Here is an 18334-nt window from a genome sequence, read left to right as displayed (position 1 = left end):
TCTTATCCCTGCTTGAGCCGCGCGGGCTCGAGCCGCGGCACGAGCGCGTGAATGATGGCGAGCGCGAGCACGTAGGCAGACGCCGCCATGATGAACAGCGTTGAATAGCTCCCGGTGAGCTGGAGGACGCGGCCCGCGATCTGCGCGATGAACATCCCGCCGATGGCCCCGGCCATCCCCCCAAACCCGACGGCCGAGCCCACGGCCTGCGACGGGAACATGTCCGTGGTGAGCGTGAACAGGTTCGCCGAGAAGCCCTGGTGCGCGGCGGTGGCGAGGCCCAGGAGCAGCACGGCGACCCACAGCGAGTCGGTGCGCGTCGCGAGGAAGACGGGCGCCACGCCGAGCGCGCAGGTGAGCATCGCGGTCTTGCGGGCCGCGTTCGCCGTCCAGCCGCGGCGCATCAGCATCGAGGAGAACCAGCCGCCGGCGATGCTGCCCACGTCGGAGAGCAGGTAGATCGTGACGAGCGGCGGACCGATCTGGAGGAGGTTCAACCCATGCTTGCGGTTCAGGAAGTCAGGGACCCAGAACAGGTAAAGCCACCAGAACGGATCGGTCATGAACTTGCCGATCGCGAACGCCCACGTCTGGCGGTGCGGGATCAGGCTGAGCCAGCCGATCTCGCCGGGCGCCGGCGACGGCTCGCTCGTGATGTAGGCGCGCTCCTCCGGCGTGACGCGCGGGTTCTCCGCGAGGGGGCGATACAGGATCATCCAGGCGACGATCCACAGCGCCCCGATCGCGCCGGTCAGCGCGAACGCCGCGCGCCACCCCCAGGCCACCGCGATCCACGGGACCACGAGGGGGCACACGATCGCGCCGATGTTCGTGCCGGAGTTGAACAGGCCGGTCGCGAGCGCGCGCTCCTTCTTGGGGAACCACTCCGCGATCGTCTTGAGGGCGCCCGGGAACATGCCGGCCTCGCCGATGCCGAGGGCGAACCGCGCCGCGGAGAGCCCCCCGGCGCTGCCGACGAGCGCGTGCGCCGCCGCCGCGAGGCTCCAGAACCCGACGGCGAACGAGAACCCTCGCCGCGTCCCGATGCGATCCATGAGGCGGCCCATCGTCAGCATCCCGATGGCGTAAGCGGCCTGGAACGACGTGACGATGTTGCCGTAATCGATGTCGTTGTAGCCGAGATCCTTCTGCAGCGTCGTCTTGAGGACGCCGAGGACCTGCCGATCGACGTAGTTGATCGTCGCGGCCGTGAACAAGAGGGCGCAGATCACCCACCGATAGCGCCCGATGCCGGCCGAGAGCGGCGCGGCGCCGGCGTCCGCGACGCGCGGCACCTCCGCGGGCGCGTCGGCGATGGCCGTCGTGGACTCCGTATTCATCACCATGAAGCTATCCTCCTGAGCTCGACCCGCCTGGCGCTGGCCGACTCCCCCCTTGCCTACTTGAGGCTCGCCTCGAGCCCGGAGCCGCGCTGGGCGAACTCCGGCTGGACGTTGACCACCCCGAACACCCGATCTTCGCGCTCGCGGTGCGCGGCCATGAGCCAGACGAAGTTGATGGAGTGCCCCGGCGCCGCGACGTTCGGGTGATACCCCGCCGGCATCAGCACGGCGTCGCCGTCCCGCACCACCGTGACGACCTCGGGCGCCTCGGGAGCCGTGTAGACGAGCTGCACGCCGAACGCCGGCGGCGGCATATCGAAATAGACGTACATCTCCTCGAGCAGGTCGGTGTGCTCGTGCGGGGGCCAGCTGGTCCAGTGCCCCGGCGCCGAGCGCGTGAAGCCCGCGACGATGCGGCCGGCCTGCACGTTCTTGCCGAGCAGGACGCTGAGCTCGCGCGTCGTGGCGTCGCCGCCCGCCTTGAACTTGAGCGACGGGTTCTGCTCGACGTCCTTGTAGCGGACGACCTGGAGGGGATAGTCCCCTTCGACCTCGGCGCCGCACTCGACGAGATCGACCGACGAGCTCGTGCGCACCTCGACGGTCGAGCCGCGAGGCACGTAGAGGGCATCGTAACGCCCGAGCGCGATCACCTCTCCGCCGTTCACCTTCACGGCGCACTCGCCGGCCATGCAGAGGAGCCCTACCTCCCGTCCGGAGGTCTCGAACCGCGCCTCCGGCGTGGTCCCGTCGAGCAGGATCCGACCGTAATGGAGGCGCTTCATCGGGCTGTCCGCCGGCGTCACGGAGAGCCTTCGCCCCCTGTGCGACGCCGTCGCGCGGACCACGACCTGACCAGGGTTGACTGGCTTCATGGACAAATCCCTTCCCTCGATTCGTTGATGGAATTTACGAACGGACGCGGTGACCCCCCCCGAGCCCCGCGGCTGCGTCAGAACGCCGGGCTGGCCTTGATGTTCCACTCGACGTTCAGGCCGATGAAATGCTCCGAGGTGCGCTGGCTGAAGACGTCGTCCTGCGGATAGAGCGCCTTCGCGCCGTCGTCGCGCCGGGGCACGAGCCAGATGAACCGGAATTGAGGGCGCTTGAAATCACGCTTGCCTGCCACGCCTCGTCCAGATCGGCGAAATCGAACGGCGCGCTGGCGTTGCGGAAGGAGCGCACGTATCCCGCCGATGAGGGCGGAGACTGCGCCGCGCCGCGGAGGGCGGCGGGCATCGTGCTCAGCGTCGCAGGAGAGATGGAGGATGGGATTCAAGGTGCGCCGATCGGGTGGTGTGTTGGAGCGGCAGCAGCGCAAGCAGCGGGTTGTCGTCAGGGCGAAAGGAGCCCGACGAGCACGCTTGGCGTGGCTCGCTCATCGATTGGAATGCTTGCAGCGCTCGCGCTCAGGCGCGCTCGCCCGCGTCCGTCAACGTTCATCACGGCACAAAGCAAGCGATGGGCCAGGGACGTTCGGCTCGGTCACAGCGCCACGTTTCAGGCGTCCTCGGCGGGGCCAGAGTGCGAATCGCGACTCAGATGGGCAGCCGCCGTGGAGAGCCCGTAAACCTCGGGTTGACACGGTTGACGTGACCGATACAGGCGGTTGACGCGCACCTCCCGCGAGGAGCCCGCGCGGCGCGCGGCGATGGCGGCTCCTCGCGCGAGGCGTCCCCGCCGCAGCGGGGGTCGTCGAGCCTCCGGATCCCGCGGGTGGCCAGACCAAGGGGCCGGGGGCGGCGCGGGAGGTCAACGTCTTGCGTTGCCATGGCCTTCGCGGTAAGGGGGCGGCAATGAGTGGTCCCGAACTCGGCCGCCTCATCGACGAGGTCGATCGCACGGTGGACGTCCAGTTCGCCGCTGCCGGCGATCTCGATGAGCTGAACCGCCTGTATGCCAGCCTGCTCGGGCGCCGCGGGTCGCTCAATGCGCTGATGAAGCAGCTGCCCGGCGCGGCGCCCGAGGAGCGCAAGGCGCTCGGCCAGCGCCTCAACGCCGTCAAGGGCCGCGTGGAGCGCGCCCGCGAGGAGGCGACGGCGAGGATCAAGCGCGCTGCGCGCGATCGCGAGCTCTCCGCGCCGCCCCTCGATATCACCCTGCCCGGCCGCTGGCGCGCGCCCGGGCGGCCGCACCCGATCATGCGGACCCTCGACGAGATCGTCGATATCTTCGTCGGGCTCGGGTTCGACGTGGCCGAAGGGCCGCAGATCGAGCTCGCGCGCTACAACTTCGATCTCCTCGGGTTCCCGGCGGATCACCCGGCCATGGACATGCACGACACGTTCTACATGGCCGGCGATCCTGGCCAGAACGTGCTCCTCCGGACGCACACGAGCCCGGTCCAGGTGCGCGAGATGCTCTCCCACCCTCCGCCGGTGATGATCGTCGCGCCCGGCGTCGTGTATCGCCGCGATGACGACGCGAGCCACAGCCCCATGTTCGTGCAGATCGAGGGGCTCGTGGTCGACCGCGACGTGTCGCTCGCCGATCTGAAGGGCCTGCTCGAGGTCTACAGCCGCCGGATGTTCGGCGAGGCCACGAGGACGCGCTTCCGGCCGAGCTACTTCCCCTTCACCGAGCCCAGCGCGGAGCTCGACGTGTCCTGCCTCGTCTGTTTCGGCGAGAACCGCGCCTGCCCGCAGTGCAAGGGGACGGGCTGGCTGGAGGTGCTCGGGTGCGGCATGGTCCACCCGACGGTGCTCCGGAACGTCGGGATCGACCCGGAGGAATACACCGGGCTGGCGTTCGGCATCGGGGTGGATCGCACGGCCAACATGAAGTTCGCCGTCGACGATATCCGCGCCTTCTACGAGAACGACGTCCGCTTCCTCGGAAGCCTCTAGGCCACTGCCCCTCGCCCGCAGGCCCGATTCCCCATGTTGATATCCTACAAGTGGCTTCAAGAGATCCTCGACGCCGATCCCGGCGTCGACGCGGTGACCTCGGCGCTCGGCCGTGGCGGGCTCGAGGTCGACCGCGTGACGCACGTCGGCGCCGCGCTGCGCTCGGTGGTCCTCGCGCGCGTGGTCGCGACGCGGCCGCACCCGGCGGGCAAGAAGGGCCTGACGGTGGTCCGCGTGGACGCGGGCGGAGGCGGAGAAGGCGTTGAGGTCGCGTGCGGCGCGCCGGTCATCCCGGCGGCTCCGGCGCTCGTCTGTTATGCGCCCGTGGGGGCGCAGGTGCTCGACCGCACCGGCGCGCTCGTGACGCTGACCGAGAAGGCGGTCGCCGGCTTCACGTCGCCCGGCATGCTCTGCGCCGAGGACGAGCTCGGGCTCGGGTCGAGCCACGAGGGTCTCCTGACCGTGGAGGGCGGGCGTCCGGGGCAATCGCTGCTCGACTGGGAGCCTCGCCTCGAGGACTGGATCATCGAGCTGAGCGTCACCCCGAACCGGCCCGACGCGCTGGGGCACCTGGGCGTGGCGCGGGACGTGGCCGCGGTGCTCGGCCTACCGTTCCGCCCGCCCGCCGTCGCCGCGGCGCGAGCGAACGGCGCGAACGGCGCCGGAGCGCCCGCGGCCGTGCAGACACACGCCGCCGTGGAGGTGCGCGACGGGGACCGCTGCCCCCGGTATGACGGGCAGGTGATCGAGGGCGTCGGCGTGGGCCCCTCGCCGCTCTGGGCGCGGGTGCGGCTCGGCCGCCTCGGCGTCCGGCCGATCACCAACATCGTCGACGCGACCAACCTGGTGATGCTCGAGCGGGGGCAGCCGCTCCACGCCTTCGATCTCGACACGCTGAGGCTCCCGATCGAGATCCGGAGGGCCAAGGCGGGCGAGGCGTTCGTCGCGCTCGACGGGCAGAAGCTGTCCCTGGACGAGGACGATCTGGTCATCGCCGACGCGGACCGCGTGGTGGCCCTGGCGGGCGTCATCGGCGGCGCGGACAGCGGCGTCACCGCGACGACGCGGCGGGTGTTCCTCGAGTCGGCGTACTTCGAGCCGCGCGGGATCCGCAGGTCGGCGCGCCGGTATGGCTTCCACACCGAGGCGTCGCACCGCTTCGAGCGGGAGGTGGACCTCTCGGGGGTCCCCCTGTCGCGCGACCGCGGTAGCGCGCTCATCTGCGAGCTCGCCGGCGGCGAGGCGGCGGGTGAGCCGATCGACGCGTACGTGGCGCCGCGCGCGCCGCGCCGCCTGACGCTGCGGCTCCCGCGGTACCAGCGGATCATCGGGGCCGAGGCGCCGGCGCGGGCGCGCGAGATCCTGGAGACGCTGGGGCTCTCGGTGCTGGAGCAGAAGGCGGACCGGCTCCTCGTCGAGGTGCCGGAGCACCGGCCCGACATCGCGGAGGAGATCGACCTCATCGAGGAGGTCGCGCGCATCGCTGGCTACGACCAGATCCCGAGCCGGCTGCCGCGCGTTGGGGCCGCGCCGGCGGGCGCCCGCGGCGATTACCGGCTGCGGCGCAGGGTGCGGCAGATCTGCACGGGGATCGGGCTGCACGAGGCGGTGACGTACTCGTTCCTGTCGCCCCAGGAGCTGAAGGCGGCGCGCTACGACGACGGGTCGCTCCTGCGGCTGCTCAACCCGCTCTCCGAGGAGAAGTCGGTGATGCGGCCGTCGCTGGTCCCCGGGCTGCTCACGGTGGTGCAGCGCTCGCAGCGGTACAACGTGCCGCGCGTGCGGCTGTTCGAGGTGAGCCAGGTGTTCCTGCCGTGGCAGGGCGAGGCGGGCGGCGCGAGCCAGCTGGCGCGGGTCGAGCGGCCGCCGGTGAACGAGCCGACGCGGCTCACGATCTTCCTCGCGGGGCCGCGCGACAGCTACCTGACGCGGCTCGAGGACGTCGACTTCTACGACGGCAAGGGCGCGGTCGAGGCGGTGATCGCGGAGCTCGCGGGCAGCGTGACGCCGGCGTTCGACCTCTCGGGCGAGGCGCCGCCGTGGGCGCACCCGAAGAAGGGCGCCCGCGTCCTGCTCGACGGCCGCGAGGTCGGGTACGTGGCGGAGCTGCACCCGGACGTGCGCGAGGCGCTGGAGATCACGAGCGGGGCCGTCGTGGCGGAGCTGGATCTCGCGGCGGTGGCGGCGGCGTACAAGGCGCCGGTGGCCGCGAAGCCGAGCCGGTTCCCGGCGATGCGGCACGACGTGGCGCTGCTCTTGCCGCTCGACGCGCCGGCGGGAGAGGTGATCGAGGTGCTGCGGACCACCGCGGGGGAGCGCTGCGAGAAGGTCGAGATGTTCGATCGGTACCGCGGCGAGGAGCTGCCGGCGGGGACGCACTCGCTGGGGTTCGCGCTGTGGTTCCGGTCGGCCGAGCGGACGTTGACGGACGACGAGGTCGACAAGTGGACGAAGGCCGCGGTGGACGCGGCGAAGGCGCGGTTCGGGGCGCAGCAGCGCTGAGGGCCGGCGGCGCGCTTGCTCCGCAGCGCCGCCTCGACCGCTTACCTCGCCTTCTGCTCCTGCTGGGTGGCCTTGACCTGGGCGTGGCGCGCGTCGGCCTCGGGCCGCTGCGCCGTGTCCCGCGCCGTCCTCACCTCGCCCGCCGCCACGCGGGCCCGCCCGGCCTCGGCCTCCGCGCGCTCGCGGGCCTCCTCCGCCTCGCGCTGCATCCGCTCGGCCCGCCTCCTCTGCGCCTCGCTCTCCTGCTGCGCCCGCTCCGCCGCGCTCCGCTGCGCCTCCTCGCTCGCCAGCGCCTTCTTGAGCGTGTCCTCCGTCCTCCGGATCTCCTCGAGCTGCTCCGTGATCACCGTGTTCTGGCGGGTCAGCTTCACGATCCCCGCCCCCGCCGCGACCACCAGCAGCGACAGCGCCGCGATGATCCCGGACACGAGGCGCCGCCTCCCGCGCTGCAGCTGGTCGGCGAACCGGAGCACCTCCTCCAGATAGAGCCTCTCCCGCTCCGGCAGCGCGCCCCGGTAGCGCTCGCGAAAGCCGCGCGCCTCCTCGGCGACCTTGCCCCGCCAGAGCGTGTCCGCGGCGCGGCCGCTCGCGTCCCAGAGCCTCGCCGCCGCGCGCAGCCGGTCCAGGAACGCGGCGTCTTCCTGGTTCTCGTCCAGCCAGCGCCGCAGCGTCGGCCACCGCTCGATGAGCGACTCATGCACGATCTCCACCGTGCTGCCCGCGCGATCGCTCGCCGTCTCGATCGCGAGGAGCCGCGCGTCGGCGAGCAGCTCCACCACCCGCTCGATCTCGCCCCGCTCCCCGGGCAGCTCGCAGAGCTCGCCCAGGCTGGCCACCGCCCGTGTCCGCTCCGGCGTCACAAGGCGCTCCAGGACGGCCCGCGCGAGCTTCGCCCGGCGCTCGCTCATCCCGGCCAGCACCGTGTCGGCGTGGCTCGCCAGCGCGCCCGCCACGCCTCCGAGCGCCTCGTAGCTCGCGATGGTGAGCATCCGGCGCTCCCGATCGCGCATCTCCCACAGCCTGGCCGCGGTGAACTGCAGGAGCGGCAGCGCGCCGCGCGTCGTCGCCAGCGCGTCGAGGATGCCCTCGATCATCGCCGTGTCCTCGATCTCGTGCCGCGCCGCCTCGATCGGCCTCATCAAGGCCTCGCGCAGCCCCTCGCGCCCCATCGGCCGCAGGAACACGAGGCCCCGGATCATCGCCGCCATGAACTGCTCGTGCTCGGCCATCCGCTCGAGGAAATCCGACCGGACCGACAGGACGACGCGGAGCGGTGAGGAAGCATCGTCGGCGATCCCCTCGAGGCACGCGAGGAACGCCGCGCGCTCACCGGCCGGGGCGCCGAGCGTGAAGAGCTCCTCGAACTGATCGATGAACAGCACGAGGCGCCGCTTCGCGCGGCCCGCCCCCCCGCGCAGCGCGGCGCCGAGCAGGCCGGGCTCGGCGCGCAGCCGCTCGACAAGGGCCCCGCGCATCGCCGCGCCGCCCTGCGGGGAGAGCGCCTTCACGTCGGTGTTGAGGGTCACGGCGGGGTGGTCGAACAGGTCCGCCATCACCGCCATCGGCTCGCGCCCGGGCCGCACGACGAGCGCCTCCCAGCCCTCGCCAGAGCGCTTGAGCGCCGGGATCACCCCTGCCCTCACGAGCGACGACTTCCCCACGCCCGAAGCGCCGGCAATCGTGAGCAGCGGCTGGCTCCGGAGGCGCGCCACCGCGCCCGCGAGGTCCTGCGCGCGGCCGAAGAAGCGGTCGGCGTCGGCCTCCTGGAACGATGACAGGCCGGCGAACGGGCTCTCGTCGCTGCCGAGGAGGATCTCCCGGCGCCCCGGGAGCAGGGGCAAGAGCTCGGTCAAGAGCTCCTGCGCGGAGGCGAACCGGTCGGACTTCCGCTTGCAGAGGCAGCGATCGATGATCGCGCCGAGCGCGCCGGCCTCCGGATGGCGCGCGCCGACGGTGGGCATCGGCTCGTCGAGGATCGGGACCGCGAGGAGATCCATCTTGCCGCACGGCGCCAGCGGGTGCGCGCCCATCACGAGCTCGTGCAGAATGATGCCGACGGCCCAGACATCGCTCGACGGATCGATGTCGATCCCTCTCCACTGCTCGGGGGACATATACGCCAGCGTGCCGATGATCCCGCCGTCGCGGGTCAAGCCCGTGTCCCCGCCGACGGCGCGACCGGCCGAGAGGACCGCCTCGTCCTCGCGCAGCTTGGCGATGCCGAAATCGACCACCTTGATCGCCCCGGACGCCTCCAGCATGATGTTCTCCGGCTTGAGGTCGCGGTGGACGATGCCGGACGCGTGCGCGCTCGCGAGCGCGCGCACGACGGGGACCACCATGTCGACCGCCAGGCCGGGCGGCACCGGAGCCGTCGACACCTCCTCCCTCGCGTCCACGGGCCTGCGCCGATTCATCCAGGCGCGCAGGCTCTGCCCCTCGATGTACTCGAGCACCATGTACGGGAATCCGTCGTGCTCGTTCACCTCGTGGATCGTCACGATGTGCTCGTGCTTGCAGCGCGCGGTGGCCTGCGCTTCGACCAGGAAGCGCTGGACCCCGGCGCTGCTCAGCATGTTGAGGAGCTTGATGGCGACGAGGCGAGCGAGGCGGGTGTCGCGGGCCAGGAAGACCACGCCCATGCCGCCCCGGCCGAGCTCGCGCAGGAGCTCGTAATGGCCGATGCGGGCGCCGGCCGCAGGCGCCGGCCTGGCCTGCGCCAGCAACGAGGGCGGCGGGTCGAGCGTCTCGGGCTCCTCGTCGCGCTGCGCCTCGCGGGCGCCCGTGACCAAGCGGTCGGCCCCGGCCCGCAGCGCGGGGGTGGGGGGCGCTGCGCCGGCGATCGCCGTGTTTGCGTAGCCCGCGTCCTCCGGCGAACTGCCGCTCATCGCAGGACGCTTCTCGTCATCATGGGGTGCCGCACCGGCCTGGAAGCATAGCCGTGTCCGAGTTCACCAGCACAGCCTTTGCGCGCGGCGGCTCAGGGCCCCCCTGCACCGCGACCTCCTCGTGCGGAGTGAAGATCGAGATCCTCCCCGCTGCCTTGCTCGACGCTGCGATGCTGTGGGCCCGTTGAGACCCGGCGCGGGGCCTTCCCAAGAGGAGGTGCCCCGCCGTACGCTCGCGCCGCGGGCGCCCAGCGCTCCGCGGCGACCTGGGCGAACGGTGGGTTGGTTGGACGAGCTGAGGAGCGAGCAGAGGATGCGCGGATTCACCCGGAGATGGGGCGTCGAGCGGAACGGCGACGCCGCGGGTCGCCGGCACGGCGGCAGAGCGCTTTGCCATGCGGCTGCGCTGGCGTCCCTCATCGCGCTGATGGCCCCCCTCGGCGCGTGCTTCGACACCGGATCCGCGTGCGGCGCGAGCTTCTGCCCGACCGGCTATGTCTGCGACCCCGACCGCGAAGGCAACCCGACGTGCTTCGCGCAAGCCACGGGCGAGCGCTGCGACGTCCCGATCACACCGGACGGCAATTCCTGCTTGAAGGAGGACCTGCAGAGCGTGTGGGGGAGCGGACCGAACAACATATTCGCCGTTGGCAAGGAGGGCACGATCCTTCACTACAACGGCAGCAGCTGGAAAGTCATGCCGCTCGACCCGATCCCACGGAATCCGCTGAACGCCGTGTGGGGGAGCGGGCCCAAAGACGTGTTCGCGGTGGGCGAAGAAGGCGCCATCCTGCATTTCGACGGCGAACGCTGGAGAATCGTGGAGCACGAGTCGATCCCACGAATCACATTGAACTTCGTGTGGGGAAACGGGCCGGATGACGTGATCGCCGTCGGCGACAAGGGCACCATCCTGCGCTTCAAAGACGGACAATGGAAGGCCACAACACACGAATCGGCCTCGCAAGCGTCGTTGAACGCCGTGTGGGGAAGCGGGCCGCAAGACATGTTCGCCGTCGGCGAAAACGGCACCATCCTGCGCTTCGAGGGCGAGCGCTGGGAAGCCGTGAAGCACGGGTCGATCCCGCCGAGATCATTGAACTCCGTATGGGGAAGCGGGCCGCAGGACGTATTCGTCGTCGGCGAGGGCGGCACCATCCTGCACTTCGACGGCACAGACTGGACGGCCATGACATCGGCGCCGACAGCACAGAGAACGTTGAACTTCGTATGGGGAACCAGGTGGGACCTCAGCCAACATATCGTCTACGTCGTCGGAGATGATGGCATGCTCTTGCGTTACGGCAGCCTCGGCTGGAGTCACCGCCTTCCAGCGGACGCTTCGCTCAATGCCATATGGGGCGACACCCTGAAATTCCATATCGTCGGCGACAACGGCGTAGCCATCTCCGAGAGCGTATCCGTGTCACCGTGGTAGCAACAGCGCACCTCCCGTTCAGCAGAAGCGCCCGGGCCACGCGCGGCGCCTCGACGAGGTGCGCCGCCGCATCGGGCTCCGCGCGCGCCTGGACAAGCGGAAGCCGCACCCGTGACCTGACGCGGCGACCAGCGCGCTCCTCCCCGCGGCGCGCTTCTCGTGGATTCCCCGCTACTTCAACGTCGCATCGATCTTCCCCACGGCGCGCTCGATGAGCAGCTCCAGCTCGCTCTTGGTCCGCAGCTCCGCCTCGACGGCCCTGACCTTCTGCTCCTCCGCGGTGGCCTTGACCTCGGCCTTCCGCGCCTCGGCCTCGGCCTTCTGCGTCTCACCCCGCGCCATCCGCGCCTGGTTGGCCGCGACGCGGGCCCTCTCCGCCTCGGCCTCCGCCCGATCCCGGGCCTCCTCGGCGTCGCGCTGCAGCCGCTCGGCCCGCCGTCGCTGCGTCTCGCTGTCCTGCCGCGCCGCCTCGCTCTCCTGTCGCGCTCTCTCCGCCGCGCTCCGGGCCGTCTCCTCGCGCGCGAGCGCCTCCTTCAACGTGAGCTCCGCGGTCCGGATCTCGTCGAACTGTTCCATGATCACCTGGTACTGGCGGGTCACCTTCACGTAGCCGCCCCCCGCCGCGAAGGCCAGCAGCGACAGCGCCGCGATGATCCCGGACGCGAGGCGCCGCCTCCCGCGTTGCTGCTGATCGGCGAACCGGAGCACCTCCTCCAGATACAGCCTCTCCCGCTCCGGCAGCGCGCCCCGGTAGCGCTCGCGAAAGCCGCGCGCCTCCTCGGCGACCTTGCCCCGCCAGAGCGTGTCCGCGGCGCGGCCGCTCGCGTCCCAGAGCCTCGCCGCCGCGCGCAGCCGGTCCAGGAACGCGGCGTCTTCCTGGTTCTCGTCCAGCCAGCGCCGGAGCGTCGGCCACCGCTCGATGAGCGACTCATGCACGATCTCCACCGTGCTGCCCGCGCGATCGCTCGCCGTCTCGATCGCGAGGAGCCGCGCGTCGGCGAGCAGCTCCACCACCCGCTCGATCTCGCCCCGCTCCCCGGGCAGCTCGCAGAGCTCGCCCAGGCTGGCCACCGCCCGTGTCCGCTCCGGCGTCACAAGGCGCTCCAGGACGGCCCGCGCGAGCTTCGCCCGGCGCTCGCTCATCCCGGCCAGCACCGTGTCGGCGTGGCTCGCCAGCGCGCCCGCCACGCCCCCGAGCGCCTCGTAGCTCGCCCGCGTGAGCATCCGGCGCTCGCGATCGCGCATCTCCCATAGCCGGGCCGCGGTGAACTGCAGGAGCGGCAGCGCGCCGCGCGTCGTCGCCAGCGCGTCGAGAAAGCCCTCGATCATCGCGGGATCCTCGATCTCGTGCCGCGCCGCCTCGATCGGCCTCATCAAGGCCTCGCGCAGCCCCTCGCGCCCCATGGGGCGGAGGAACACGAGGCCGCGGATCATCGCCGCCATGAACTGCTCGTGCTCGGCCATCCGCTCCAGGAAGTCGGCTCGCACCGCCAGGACCACCCGGAGCCGCGAGGAGGCGTCGTCGGCGACCCCCGCGAGGCACGCGAGGAACGCCTCGCGCTCGCCGGCCGGTGCGCCGAGCGTGAAGAGCTCCTCGAACTGATCGATGAACAGCACGAGGCGCCGCTTCGCTCGGTCCGACCACGCGCGCAGGCACGCGCCGAGCAGGCCGGGCTCGGCGCGCAGCCGCGGAGCCAGGGCCGAGCCCGCCGCGCCGCCCTCCGGAACGGGCGTCGGCGGAGCCGCGCCCAGCGTCGCGGCGGCATGGCTGGACAGATCCGCGAGCGCTGCCATCGGCTCACGCCCGGGCCGCACGACGAGCGCTTCCCAGCCCTCGCCAGAGCGCTTGAGCGCGGGGATCACCCCCGCCCGCACGAGCGATGACTTCCCCACACCCGACGCCCCGGCGATCGCGAGCAGCGGCTGGTTCCGGAGCCGCGCCACCACGCCCGCGAGGTCCTGCGCGCGGCCGAAGAACCGGTCGGCGTCGGCCTCCTGGAACGAGGAGAGCCCCGCGAACGGGCTCTCGTCGGCGCCGAGGAGGATCTCCCGGCGCCCCGGGAGCAGCGGCAAGAGCTCGGTCAAGAGCTCCTGCGCGGAGGCGAACCGCTCGGATTTCCGCTTGCAGAGGCAGCGATCGATGATCGCGCCGAGCGCGCCGGCCTCCGGGTGGCGCGCGCTGACCCGGGGCATGGGCTCGTCGAGGAGCGCCACGCCGAAGAGCGTCCCCTGGTTGACGGGCGCGAGCGGGTGCGCGCCGATCACGAGCTCGTGGAGCATGATGCCGACCGCCCAGATATCGCTGGCTTGGTCGATGTCCGTTCCCCTCCACTGCTCGGGGGACATATAAGGCATCGTTCCGATGACCGCGCCTTCGCCGGTGAGGCGCGTAGTCTTGTGCTCGGCGGCCTCGCGCTCGACGGCGAGCGCGAGGCTCGCCTCGTCCTCGCGCAGCTCCGCGATGCCGAAGTCGACCACCTTGATGGCCCCCGACGCCTCCAGCATGATGTTCTCGGGCTTGAGGTCACGGTGGATGATGCCGGACGCGTGCGCTCGCGAGAGCGCGCGCACGACAGGGACCATCATGTCGACGGCCAGGCCGGGCGGGACGGGCGCCGTCGACACCTCCTCGCCGGCGTCCGCGGGCCTGCGCTGCTTCATCCAGGCGCGGAGGCTCTGCCCCTCGATGTACTCGAGCACCATGTACGGGTATCCGTCGTGCTCGTTCACCTCATGGATCGTCACGATGTGCTCGTGCTTGCAGCGCGCGGTGGCCTGCGCCTCGATCAGGAAGCGCTGTAGACCGCTCCTGCTGAGCCTTGTGAGGAGCTTGATCGCGACGAGGCGAGCGAGCCGGAGGTCGCGCGCGAGGAAGACGGTGCCCATGCCACCCCGGCCGAGCTCGCGCAAAAGCTCGTAGTGGCCGATGCGGGTGCCAGCCAAGGGCGGTTCGGTCCGGGGAATCGACGAGGACGGCGGAGCGCTCGCGTCGCTCACCGCGTCGCGCCTCGCCCCGTGAACGCCGGCCGGTACGACACTGATCGTCGCCCCGGAGGCGGCGAGCGCAGCCCGCGGGAGCGCTCTGCCCGCGAGCTCCGTGCCGGCGTAGGCGACGTCCGCGAGGCTCTCGGTGCTCATGCCAGAGCGCCCTTCCTGCTCGACCGGCGCCACGCCGGACGATCGACGGACCGATTCCAGGGTGATCAGCTCGGCGGGCACCGTCCCTCCTCCCTGTAAAAAGACATGTATATCAAAATCGCCGACTCCGCGACGGCTGAAGCGATGGCGAGAGCATAGGCGCCCAGCGCAGCCGTGTATACACAGACCCGCCGCCGGAGCGCTTCACACAGGACATGCGCGGGCATATCCTGGGGCGCGGAGCTCGCTCATCGGGCCGGTGAGCCCGGCGAACGCTCGATGTGGCATGACGGGCGAGCCGGAGGAGAGCGACCGGCTTTCATGACGACGACCCGTAGACGACCTGTTCACGCCTCCCTTCCGCTGGCGAAGCTCCTCCTGCCCATCACCCTCATCGCCCTCTGCGCCAGGCCTGCGCTCGCCCAGGCGCCGCCGCCGTCGTCGCCCTCATCGCCGCATCCTCCAGCGACAGGGGAGTCGCCATCGCCCCCGGCATCGCCGGTGCCCCCATGGCATCAGGGCATCTCCGAGGATCGAAAGCAGATGGCCCGCGCGCTCTTCGAGGAGGCCCGGAATTTTCACCGGCGCATGATGTTCGCCGAGGCACGGGCCAAGTACGAAGAGGCGCTGGCCTCGTGGGAGCACCCCGAGCTCCGGCTCTATCTCGGGCGGGTGTTGAGGAGCATCGGCCTGCCGGTGCTGGCCTATGACAGCCTGCGCCTCTCCCTGCGATGGGGGCCTGGCTCGCTCGACGCCGAGAAAGAGCAGGAGGCGCGCGCCACGCTGCGAGCGCTCGTGGAGCAGGAGCTCGCCGTCATCGAGATCCGCTGCGACGAGCCGGGGGCCACCGTGCTGATGGATGGCAAGCCCTGGTTCGTCGGACCCGGCGCCCGGCGCCAGATGGTCACGCCCGGAGAGCATGTCCTCACAGCGAGAAAGGACGGCTACTTCACCGTCGCCAAGACCATCTTCATGATCGCGGGCAAAGAGGCCTCCGGCCAGCTCGTCCTGAGCGCCGATACCGTCGTCGCCAGGCAGCGCTGGCCCGCCTGGCTCCCCTGGGCCACGCTCGGGGCTGGGGCGGCCATCGCCCTCATGGGCGGCCGGTTGATGTGGCAGGCCGACGACCTTCATGGATATGCGCAGGAGCGGAGCGTGCGCGAGTGCGGTCGGTCGTGCGCTCCGTCCCCCGGCTTCCAGTACGACGCCAGCGTCAACGAGAGCTGGCTGGCCGCCGGCACCCTCCTCGCCGGCAGCGCGACGGTGATCACGGCGACGGCCATGCTCTTCACGAACAGGCCACAGATCTACCGCACCCAGGACCGAGGTGGCGTGAAGGTCGAGATCCGGCCCGCCGCGGCGCCCGATGCCGCGATGGTGTCAACCTGGCTCGTGTTCTGATCCGGTGAAGGGGCGCCCGACGCCGGCAAGATCGAGCGGCGCGCTCACCCGCAGATGTCGATCGCCGTCTTGCACTTGCCAGACTGGCAATAGCCGTGCCTCCCGAGCGCCGGGTCCGGACACTCGACATCTGGACAATCGTCGCTCGTCGTGCACGCCTTGCCCGTCGCGGGGGTCGTCGCGAGCTCCATGGCCCTCTCATAGAAGAAGACGCACAGGGCCGCTGTGTCGGGCTCGTGACGCTGATCCCCCACCTCCTGCAAGGCCCTCTTGTAGCTCTCGTTCTCCTCGAAGCACGGGTGATCCTGCGGGAGATCGGCGGCCTCCATACCGACGTCGCTTTCGCAACCCTCCTGCTGCGCCGCACAGGCGATGAGGCTCTCGATCCGTTGGAAGACCGGCGTGCAGACGTCCAGCTCCTTGACTGCCTGGTCGTGGAGTAGCCCCATCGTGACCGCGCACTGCTCGGCCTCCACGCCCTCGCTCAGCTTCCCGCACTCGGCCAGCTTGTCGCAGCGGATCTCCTCGGGCTTCGCCGGCGCTGCGGGCTCGCTCAAACAACCCGCCAGGGCCACAACGACGACGGAGACGAAGGGACCGCAGAGGAGGATGTTCTGGATCGTTTTCATGATATTTTTACCTTTCGCTGTCATCTCCGGCGAGCCGGGTCGGCAGAGCGTCATCGCATCCGGCGTGCCGCCCCTGCGCACGAGGGGCATCGGCGGGAGATCGGCCGCGTGATCGAAGAGGATCGGCCGCGGAATCGAGCGATCAGCCCGCGGCGGCGCTCGCGCCCTGGGCCAGCGCGCGGGCGGCAAACTTTGCCGTCGTGGCAAAGCTTGCCAGCCCTCGAGGGAAGACGCGGCAAGGATTGCCATCGCGCGCCGTCCCCGCGCCCCGGACGCGCCGAGCCCCGGGTGGCATGCCTCCAGGGTGCGAACAGGGCTCGGCTCGTGTTCCGAGCCCGAGCCTCACGGGCTCCGCTTCCCCTCGCGCGCCGAGATACCGAATTGCTTGAGCTTGAAGGTGAAGGTGCGGACAGGCATCCCGAGGAGCGCCGCCGCCCGCTTCTGGACCCCATCCGCGGCGTCGAGCGCCTGACGCATGCGCGTGCGCTCGATTTCGCGGAGCTCCTCGGCGATGGGCTTGAAGCGGGCGGGCGCCGCGGCGGGCGGGGCCGAGGTGTCCACCGCGGCCCGCGGCGGGACATCGAGCCCGGCGATGCGCTCGGGCAGCCCCCAGGGCTCGAGCGTCGGGCCGTCCGCCGTGGCGGCCGCGTACTCCATCGCGTTCTTGAGTTCGCGCACGTTGCCGGGAAACGGGTGCGCGAAGAGCGCGGCGAGCGCGGCTTCCGAGAGCTCGAGCGCGGGCCGCCCGGTCCGAGCGCACGCCTCGGCGAGGAACAGACGGGCCAGGATCGGCAGCTCACGCCGCCTGTGCCGGAGCGGGGGCAGCTCGACGACGGCGGCGCTCAGGCGGAAGAGCAGGTCTTGACGGAAGCGGCCGGCGTGGACCTCGGCCTCGAGATCGCGGTTCGTGGCAGCGACGATGCGGATGTCCACCTCGCGATCGCGGACGTCGCCGAGGCGGGTGATCCGCTTCGCCTCGAGCGCCCGGAGCAGCTTGGCCTGCGCGCCGAGGGGCAACTCGCCGATCTCGTCGAGGAAGACGGTGCCGCCGTGCGCCCGCTCCAGCAGGCCGGGCTTGGGCGCCCGCGCCTCCGAGAACGCGCCCTTCTCGTAGCCGAAGAGCTCGCTCTCCACGAGCGCCTCCGGGAGCGCGGCGCAGTTGAGCGTGATCAGCGTCCTCTGCGCCCGCGCAGACCAGTGGTGCACGGCCGCGGCGGCGTTCTCCTTGCCCGCCCCCGTCTCGCCGAGGACGAGGACCGGCAGATCGCTCGCCGCCAGGCGCCGGATCAGCTCGAACAGCCGGATCATGGCCGAGTCGGCCACCACGATGGTGCGATCGCCGATGACGTGCCGGACGGCGGTCTGCGAGGCGAAGGCGATCGCCCCCGGAGCCGCGATCGACGCGGCGGTCCGCGCGCCCGCGAGGAGCGTCTCGGTGTCGCCGCCGTCGAACGGGTAAGAGGCCAGTCCGCCGCGCGCCTCGGGGGCCAGCGGCGCGATGGCCTCGAGCACCTGGAGCACCGCGGCGCGCGCCGCCTCTCCGCCGAGCTCGGGAAACCCGATCGCCAGGTGAGAGGCGCCGTCCCAGGCGACGATGTCCACGAGCCGGAGCGCCGAGAGCGCCCGATGCGCGAGCATCGTGCGCATCTGCACGGACCCGAGGGACACAACCGCCAGGCCGAACGGCCGCGCCGAGTCGGCGGCGCGCTCGATCTCCTCCTCCACGCGCCGGCGCAGCCGGCCCATCTCGATGAGGGCGCTGCCCCGGGGCGGCGACTCGCGCCGGAGGATCAGCGTCGTATCCCCCATGGTGATGACATCGCCGGAGCCGAGCGCGCGCGAGCCCTCGATGCGCTCGCCGTTGACGAGCGTCCCATTGTGGCTGCCGAGATCGGTGATCCGGATCTCTCCTCTGGAGAAGACGAGCTCGGCGTGCCGCCGGGAGACCGCCGCGGTGTCGAGCCTCACGTCGGCCTCGTCGCTGCGCCCCACGACGAGCACGCCGTCGTCGGGCAGGACGCGCCTGTACGATGAAGAAGCGCCGATGACGAGGAGGTAGGAGTAGATTCCCGGGCTGTCCGGGGACTGCCGCAGATCGAAGGTCTGCGTCGTCAACGGCGAGCTCTCGGGGCCGCTCATCAGCCCGAGG

11 protein-coding genes are annotated in these 18334 nt (G+C 71.3%); 4 read left to right on the top strand and 7 right to left on the bottom strand.

What is annotated here, in order from left to right; all coding sequences use genetic code 11:
- Positions 1–2: 2 nt before the first annotated feature.
- The 3 genes from WME97_RS18830 to WME97_RS18820 all read right to left on the bottom strand — a co-directional run bounded on the left by WME97_RS18830 (position 3) and on the right by WME97_RS18820 (position 2472).
- Positions 3–1340, bottom strand: coding sequence for an MFS transporter (locus WME97_RS18830; RefSeq protein WP_437555430.1), 1338 nt, complete (start codon positions 1338–1340; stop codon positions 3–5).
- A gap of 59 nt (positions 1341–1399) precedes the next feature.
- On the bottom strand, positions 1400–2218 hold the full coding sequence (locus WME97_RS18825; protein ID WP_437553557.1) for a 5-deoxy-glucuronate isomerase: 819 nt from the start codon (positions 2216–2218) through the stop codon (positions 1400–1402).
- A 77-nt stretch (positions 2219–2295) separates the two neighbouring features.
- Positions 2296–2472 carry a hypothetical protein gene (locus tag WME97_RS18820; RefSeq protein ID WP_437553555.1) on the bottom strand — a complete coding sequence of 59 codons (177 nt, stop codon included), beginning with the start codon at positions 2470–2472 and terminating at the stop codon, positions 2296–2298.
- Positions 2473–3139: 667 nt separating this feature from the next.
- Between WME97_RS18820 and pheS the strand changes: the two genes are divergently transcribed.
- Both pheS and pheT read left to right on the top strand, forming a co-directional pair.
- Positions 3140–4189: a phenylalanine--tRNA ligase subunit alpha gene (gene pheS, locus WME97_RS18815; RefSeq protein ID WP_012236022.1), complete on the top strand. Its 1050-nt coding sequence runs from the start codon at positions 3140–3142 to the stop codon at positions 4187–4189.
- A gap of 33 nt (positions 4190–4222) precedes the next feature.
- Positions 4223–6691: a phenylalanine--tRNA ligase subunit beta gene (gene pheT, locus WME97_RS18810; RefSeq protein WP_437553552.1), complete on the top strand. Its 2469-nt coding sequence runs from the start codon at positions 4223–4225 to the stop codon at positions 6689–6691.
- Positions 6692–6732: 41 nt separating this feature from the next.
- Here pheT and WME97_RS18805 read toward each other — a convergent pair whose 3' ends face one another.
- Positions 6733–9579, bottom strand: coding sequence for an nSTAND1 domain-containing NTPase (locus tag WME97_RS18805; protein WP_437553550.1), 2847 nt, complete (start codon positions 9577–9579; stop codon positions 6733–6735).
- 313 nt (positions 9580–9892) lie between these two features.
- Between WME97_RS18805 and WME97_RS18800 the strand changes: the two genes are divergently transcribed.
- The gene (locus tag WME97_RS18800; RefSeq protein WP_437553548.1) at positions 9893–11017 is read left to right on the top strand and encodes a WD40/YVTN/BNR-like repeat-containing protein; all 1125 of its coding nucleotides are present in this window, start codon (positions 9893–9895) and stop codon (positions 11015–11017) included.
- 171 nt (positions 11018–11188) lie between these two features.
- On the opposite strand, the gene WME97_RS18795 is transcribed toward WME97_RS18800, so the two are convergent.
- Complete coding sequence (locus WME97_RS18795) at positions 11189–14155, bottom strand: nSTAND1 domain-containing NTPase (protein ID WP_437555428.1); 2967 nt, start codon at positions 14153–14155, stop codon at positions 11189–11191.
- A gap of 543 nt (positions 14156–14698) precedes the next feature.
- Between WME97_RS18795 and WME97_RS18790 the strand changes: the two genes are divergently transcribed.
- Positions 14699–15556, top strand: coding sequence for a hypothetical protein (locus WME97_RS18790; RefSeq protein ID WP_437553546.1), 858 nt, complete (start codon positions 14699–14701; stop codon positions 15554–15556).
- A 44-nt stretch (positions 15557–15600) separates the two neighbouring features.
- On the opposite strand, the gene WME97_RS18785 is transcribed toward WME97_RS18790, so the two are convergent.
- Entirely contained in the window at positions 15601–16185 is a 585-nt protein-coding gene (locus tag WME97_RS18785) for a hypothetical protein (RefSeq protein ID WP_437553544.1), read from the bottom strand.
- 342 nt (positions 16186–16527) lie between these two features.
- Complete coding sequence (locus tag WME97_RS18780) at positions 16528–18324, bottom strand: sigma 54-interacting transcriptional regulator (RefSeq protein ID WP_437553542.1); 1797 nt, start codon at positions 18322–18324, stop codon at positions 16528–16530.
- Positions 18325–18334: the final 10 nt, after the last annotated feature.

This window comes from Sorangium sp. So ce367 (assembly GCF_051520455.1).
In the GTDB taxonomy this organism is placed as follows: Bacteria; Myxococcota_A; Polyangia; order Polyangiales; family Polyangiaceae; genus Sorangium; species Sorangium cellulosum_B.
This window is presented reverse-complemented; position numbering and strand designations above follow the sequence as displayed.

Bases quoted from the DNA above. Each gene is read 5' to 3' on its own strand.
- WME97_RS18795 (WP_437555428.1), bottom strand. From the start codon at position 14,155: ATGAGCACCGAGAGCCTCGCGGACGTCGCCTACGCCGGCACGGAGCTC.
- pheT (WP_437553552.1), top strand. From the start codon at position 4,223: ATGTTGATATCCTACAAGTGGCTTCAAGAGATCCTCGACGCCGATCCC.
- WME97_RS18805 (WP_437553550.1), bottom strand. From the start codon at position 9,579: ATGAGCGGCAGTTCGCCGGAGGACGCGGGCTACGCAAACACGGCGATC.
- WME97_RS18780 (WP_437553542.1), bottom strand. From the start codon at position 18,324: ATGAGCGGCCCCGAGAGCTCGCCGTTGACGACGCAGACCTTCGATCTG.
- WME97_RS18830 (WP_437555430.1), bottom strand. From the start codon at position 1,340: ATGAATACGGAGTCCACGACGGCCATCGCCGACGCGCCCGCGGAGGTG.
- WME97_RS18825 (WP_437553557.1), bottom strand. From the start codon at position 2,218: ATGAAGCCAGTCAACCCTGGTCAGGTCGTGGTCCGCGCGACGGCGTCG.
- WME97_RS18790 (WP_437553546.1), top strand. From the start codon at position 14,699: ATGGCCCGCGCGCTCTTCGAGGAGGCCCGGAATTTTCACCGGCGCATG.
- WME97_RS18800 (WP_437553548.1), top strand. From the start codon at position 9,893: ATGCGCGGATTCACCCGGAGATGGGGCGTCGAGCGGAACGGCGACGCC.
- WME97_RS18785 (WP_437553544.1), bottom strand. From the start codon at position 16,185: ATGAAAACGATCCAGAACATCCTCCTCTGCGGTCCCTTCGTCTCCGTC.
- pheS (WP_012236022.1), top strand. From the start codon at position 3,140: ATGAGTGGTCCCGAACTCGGCCGCCTCATCGACGAGGTCGATCGCACG.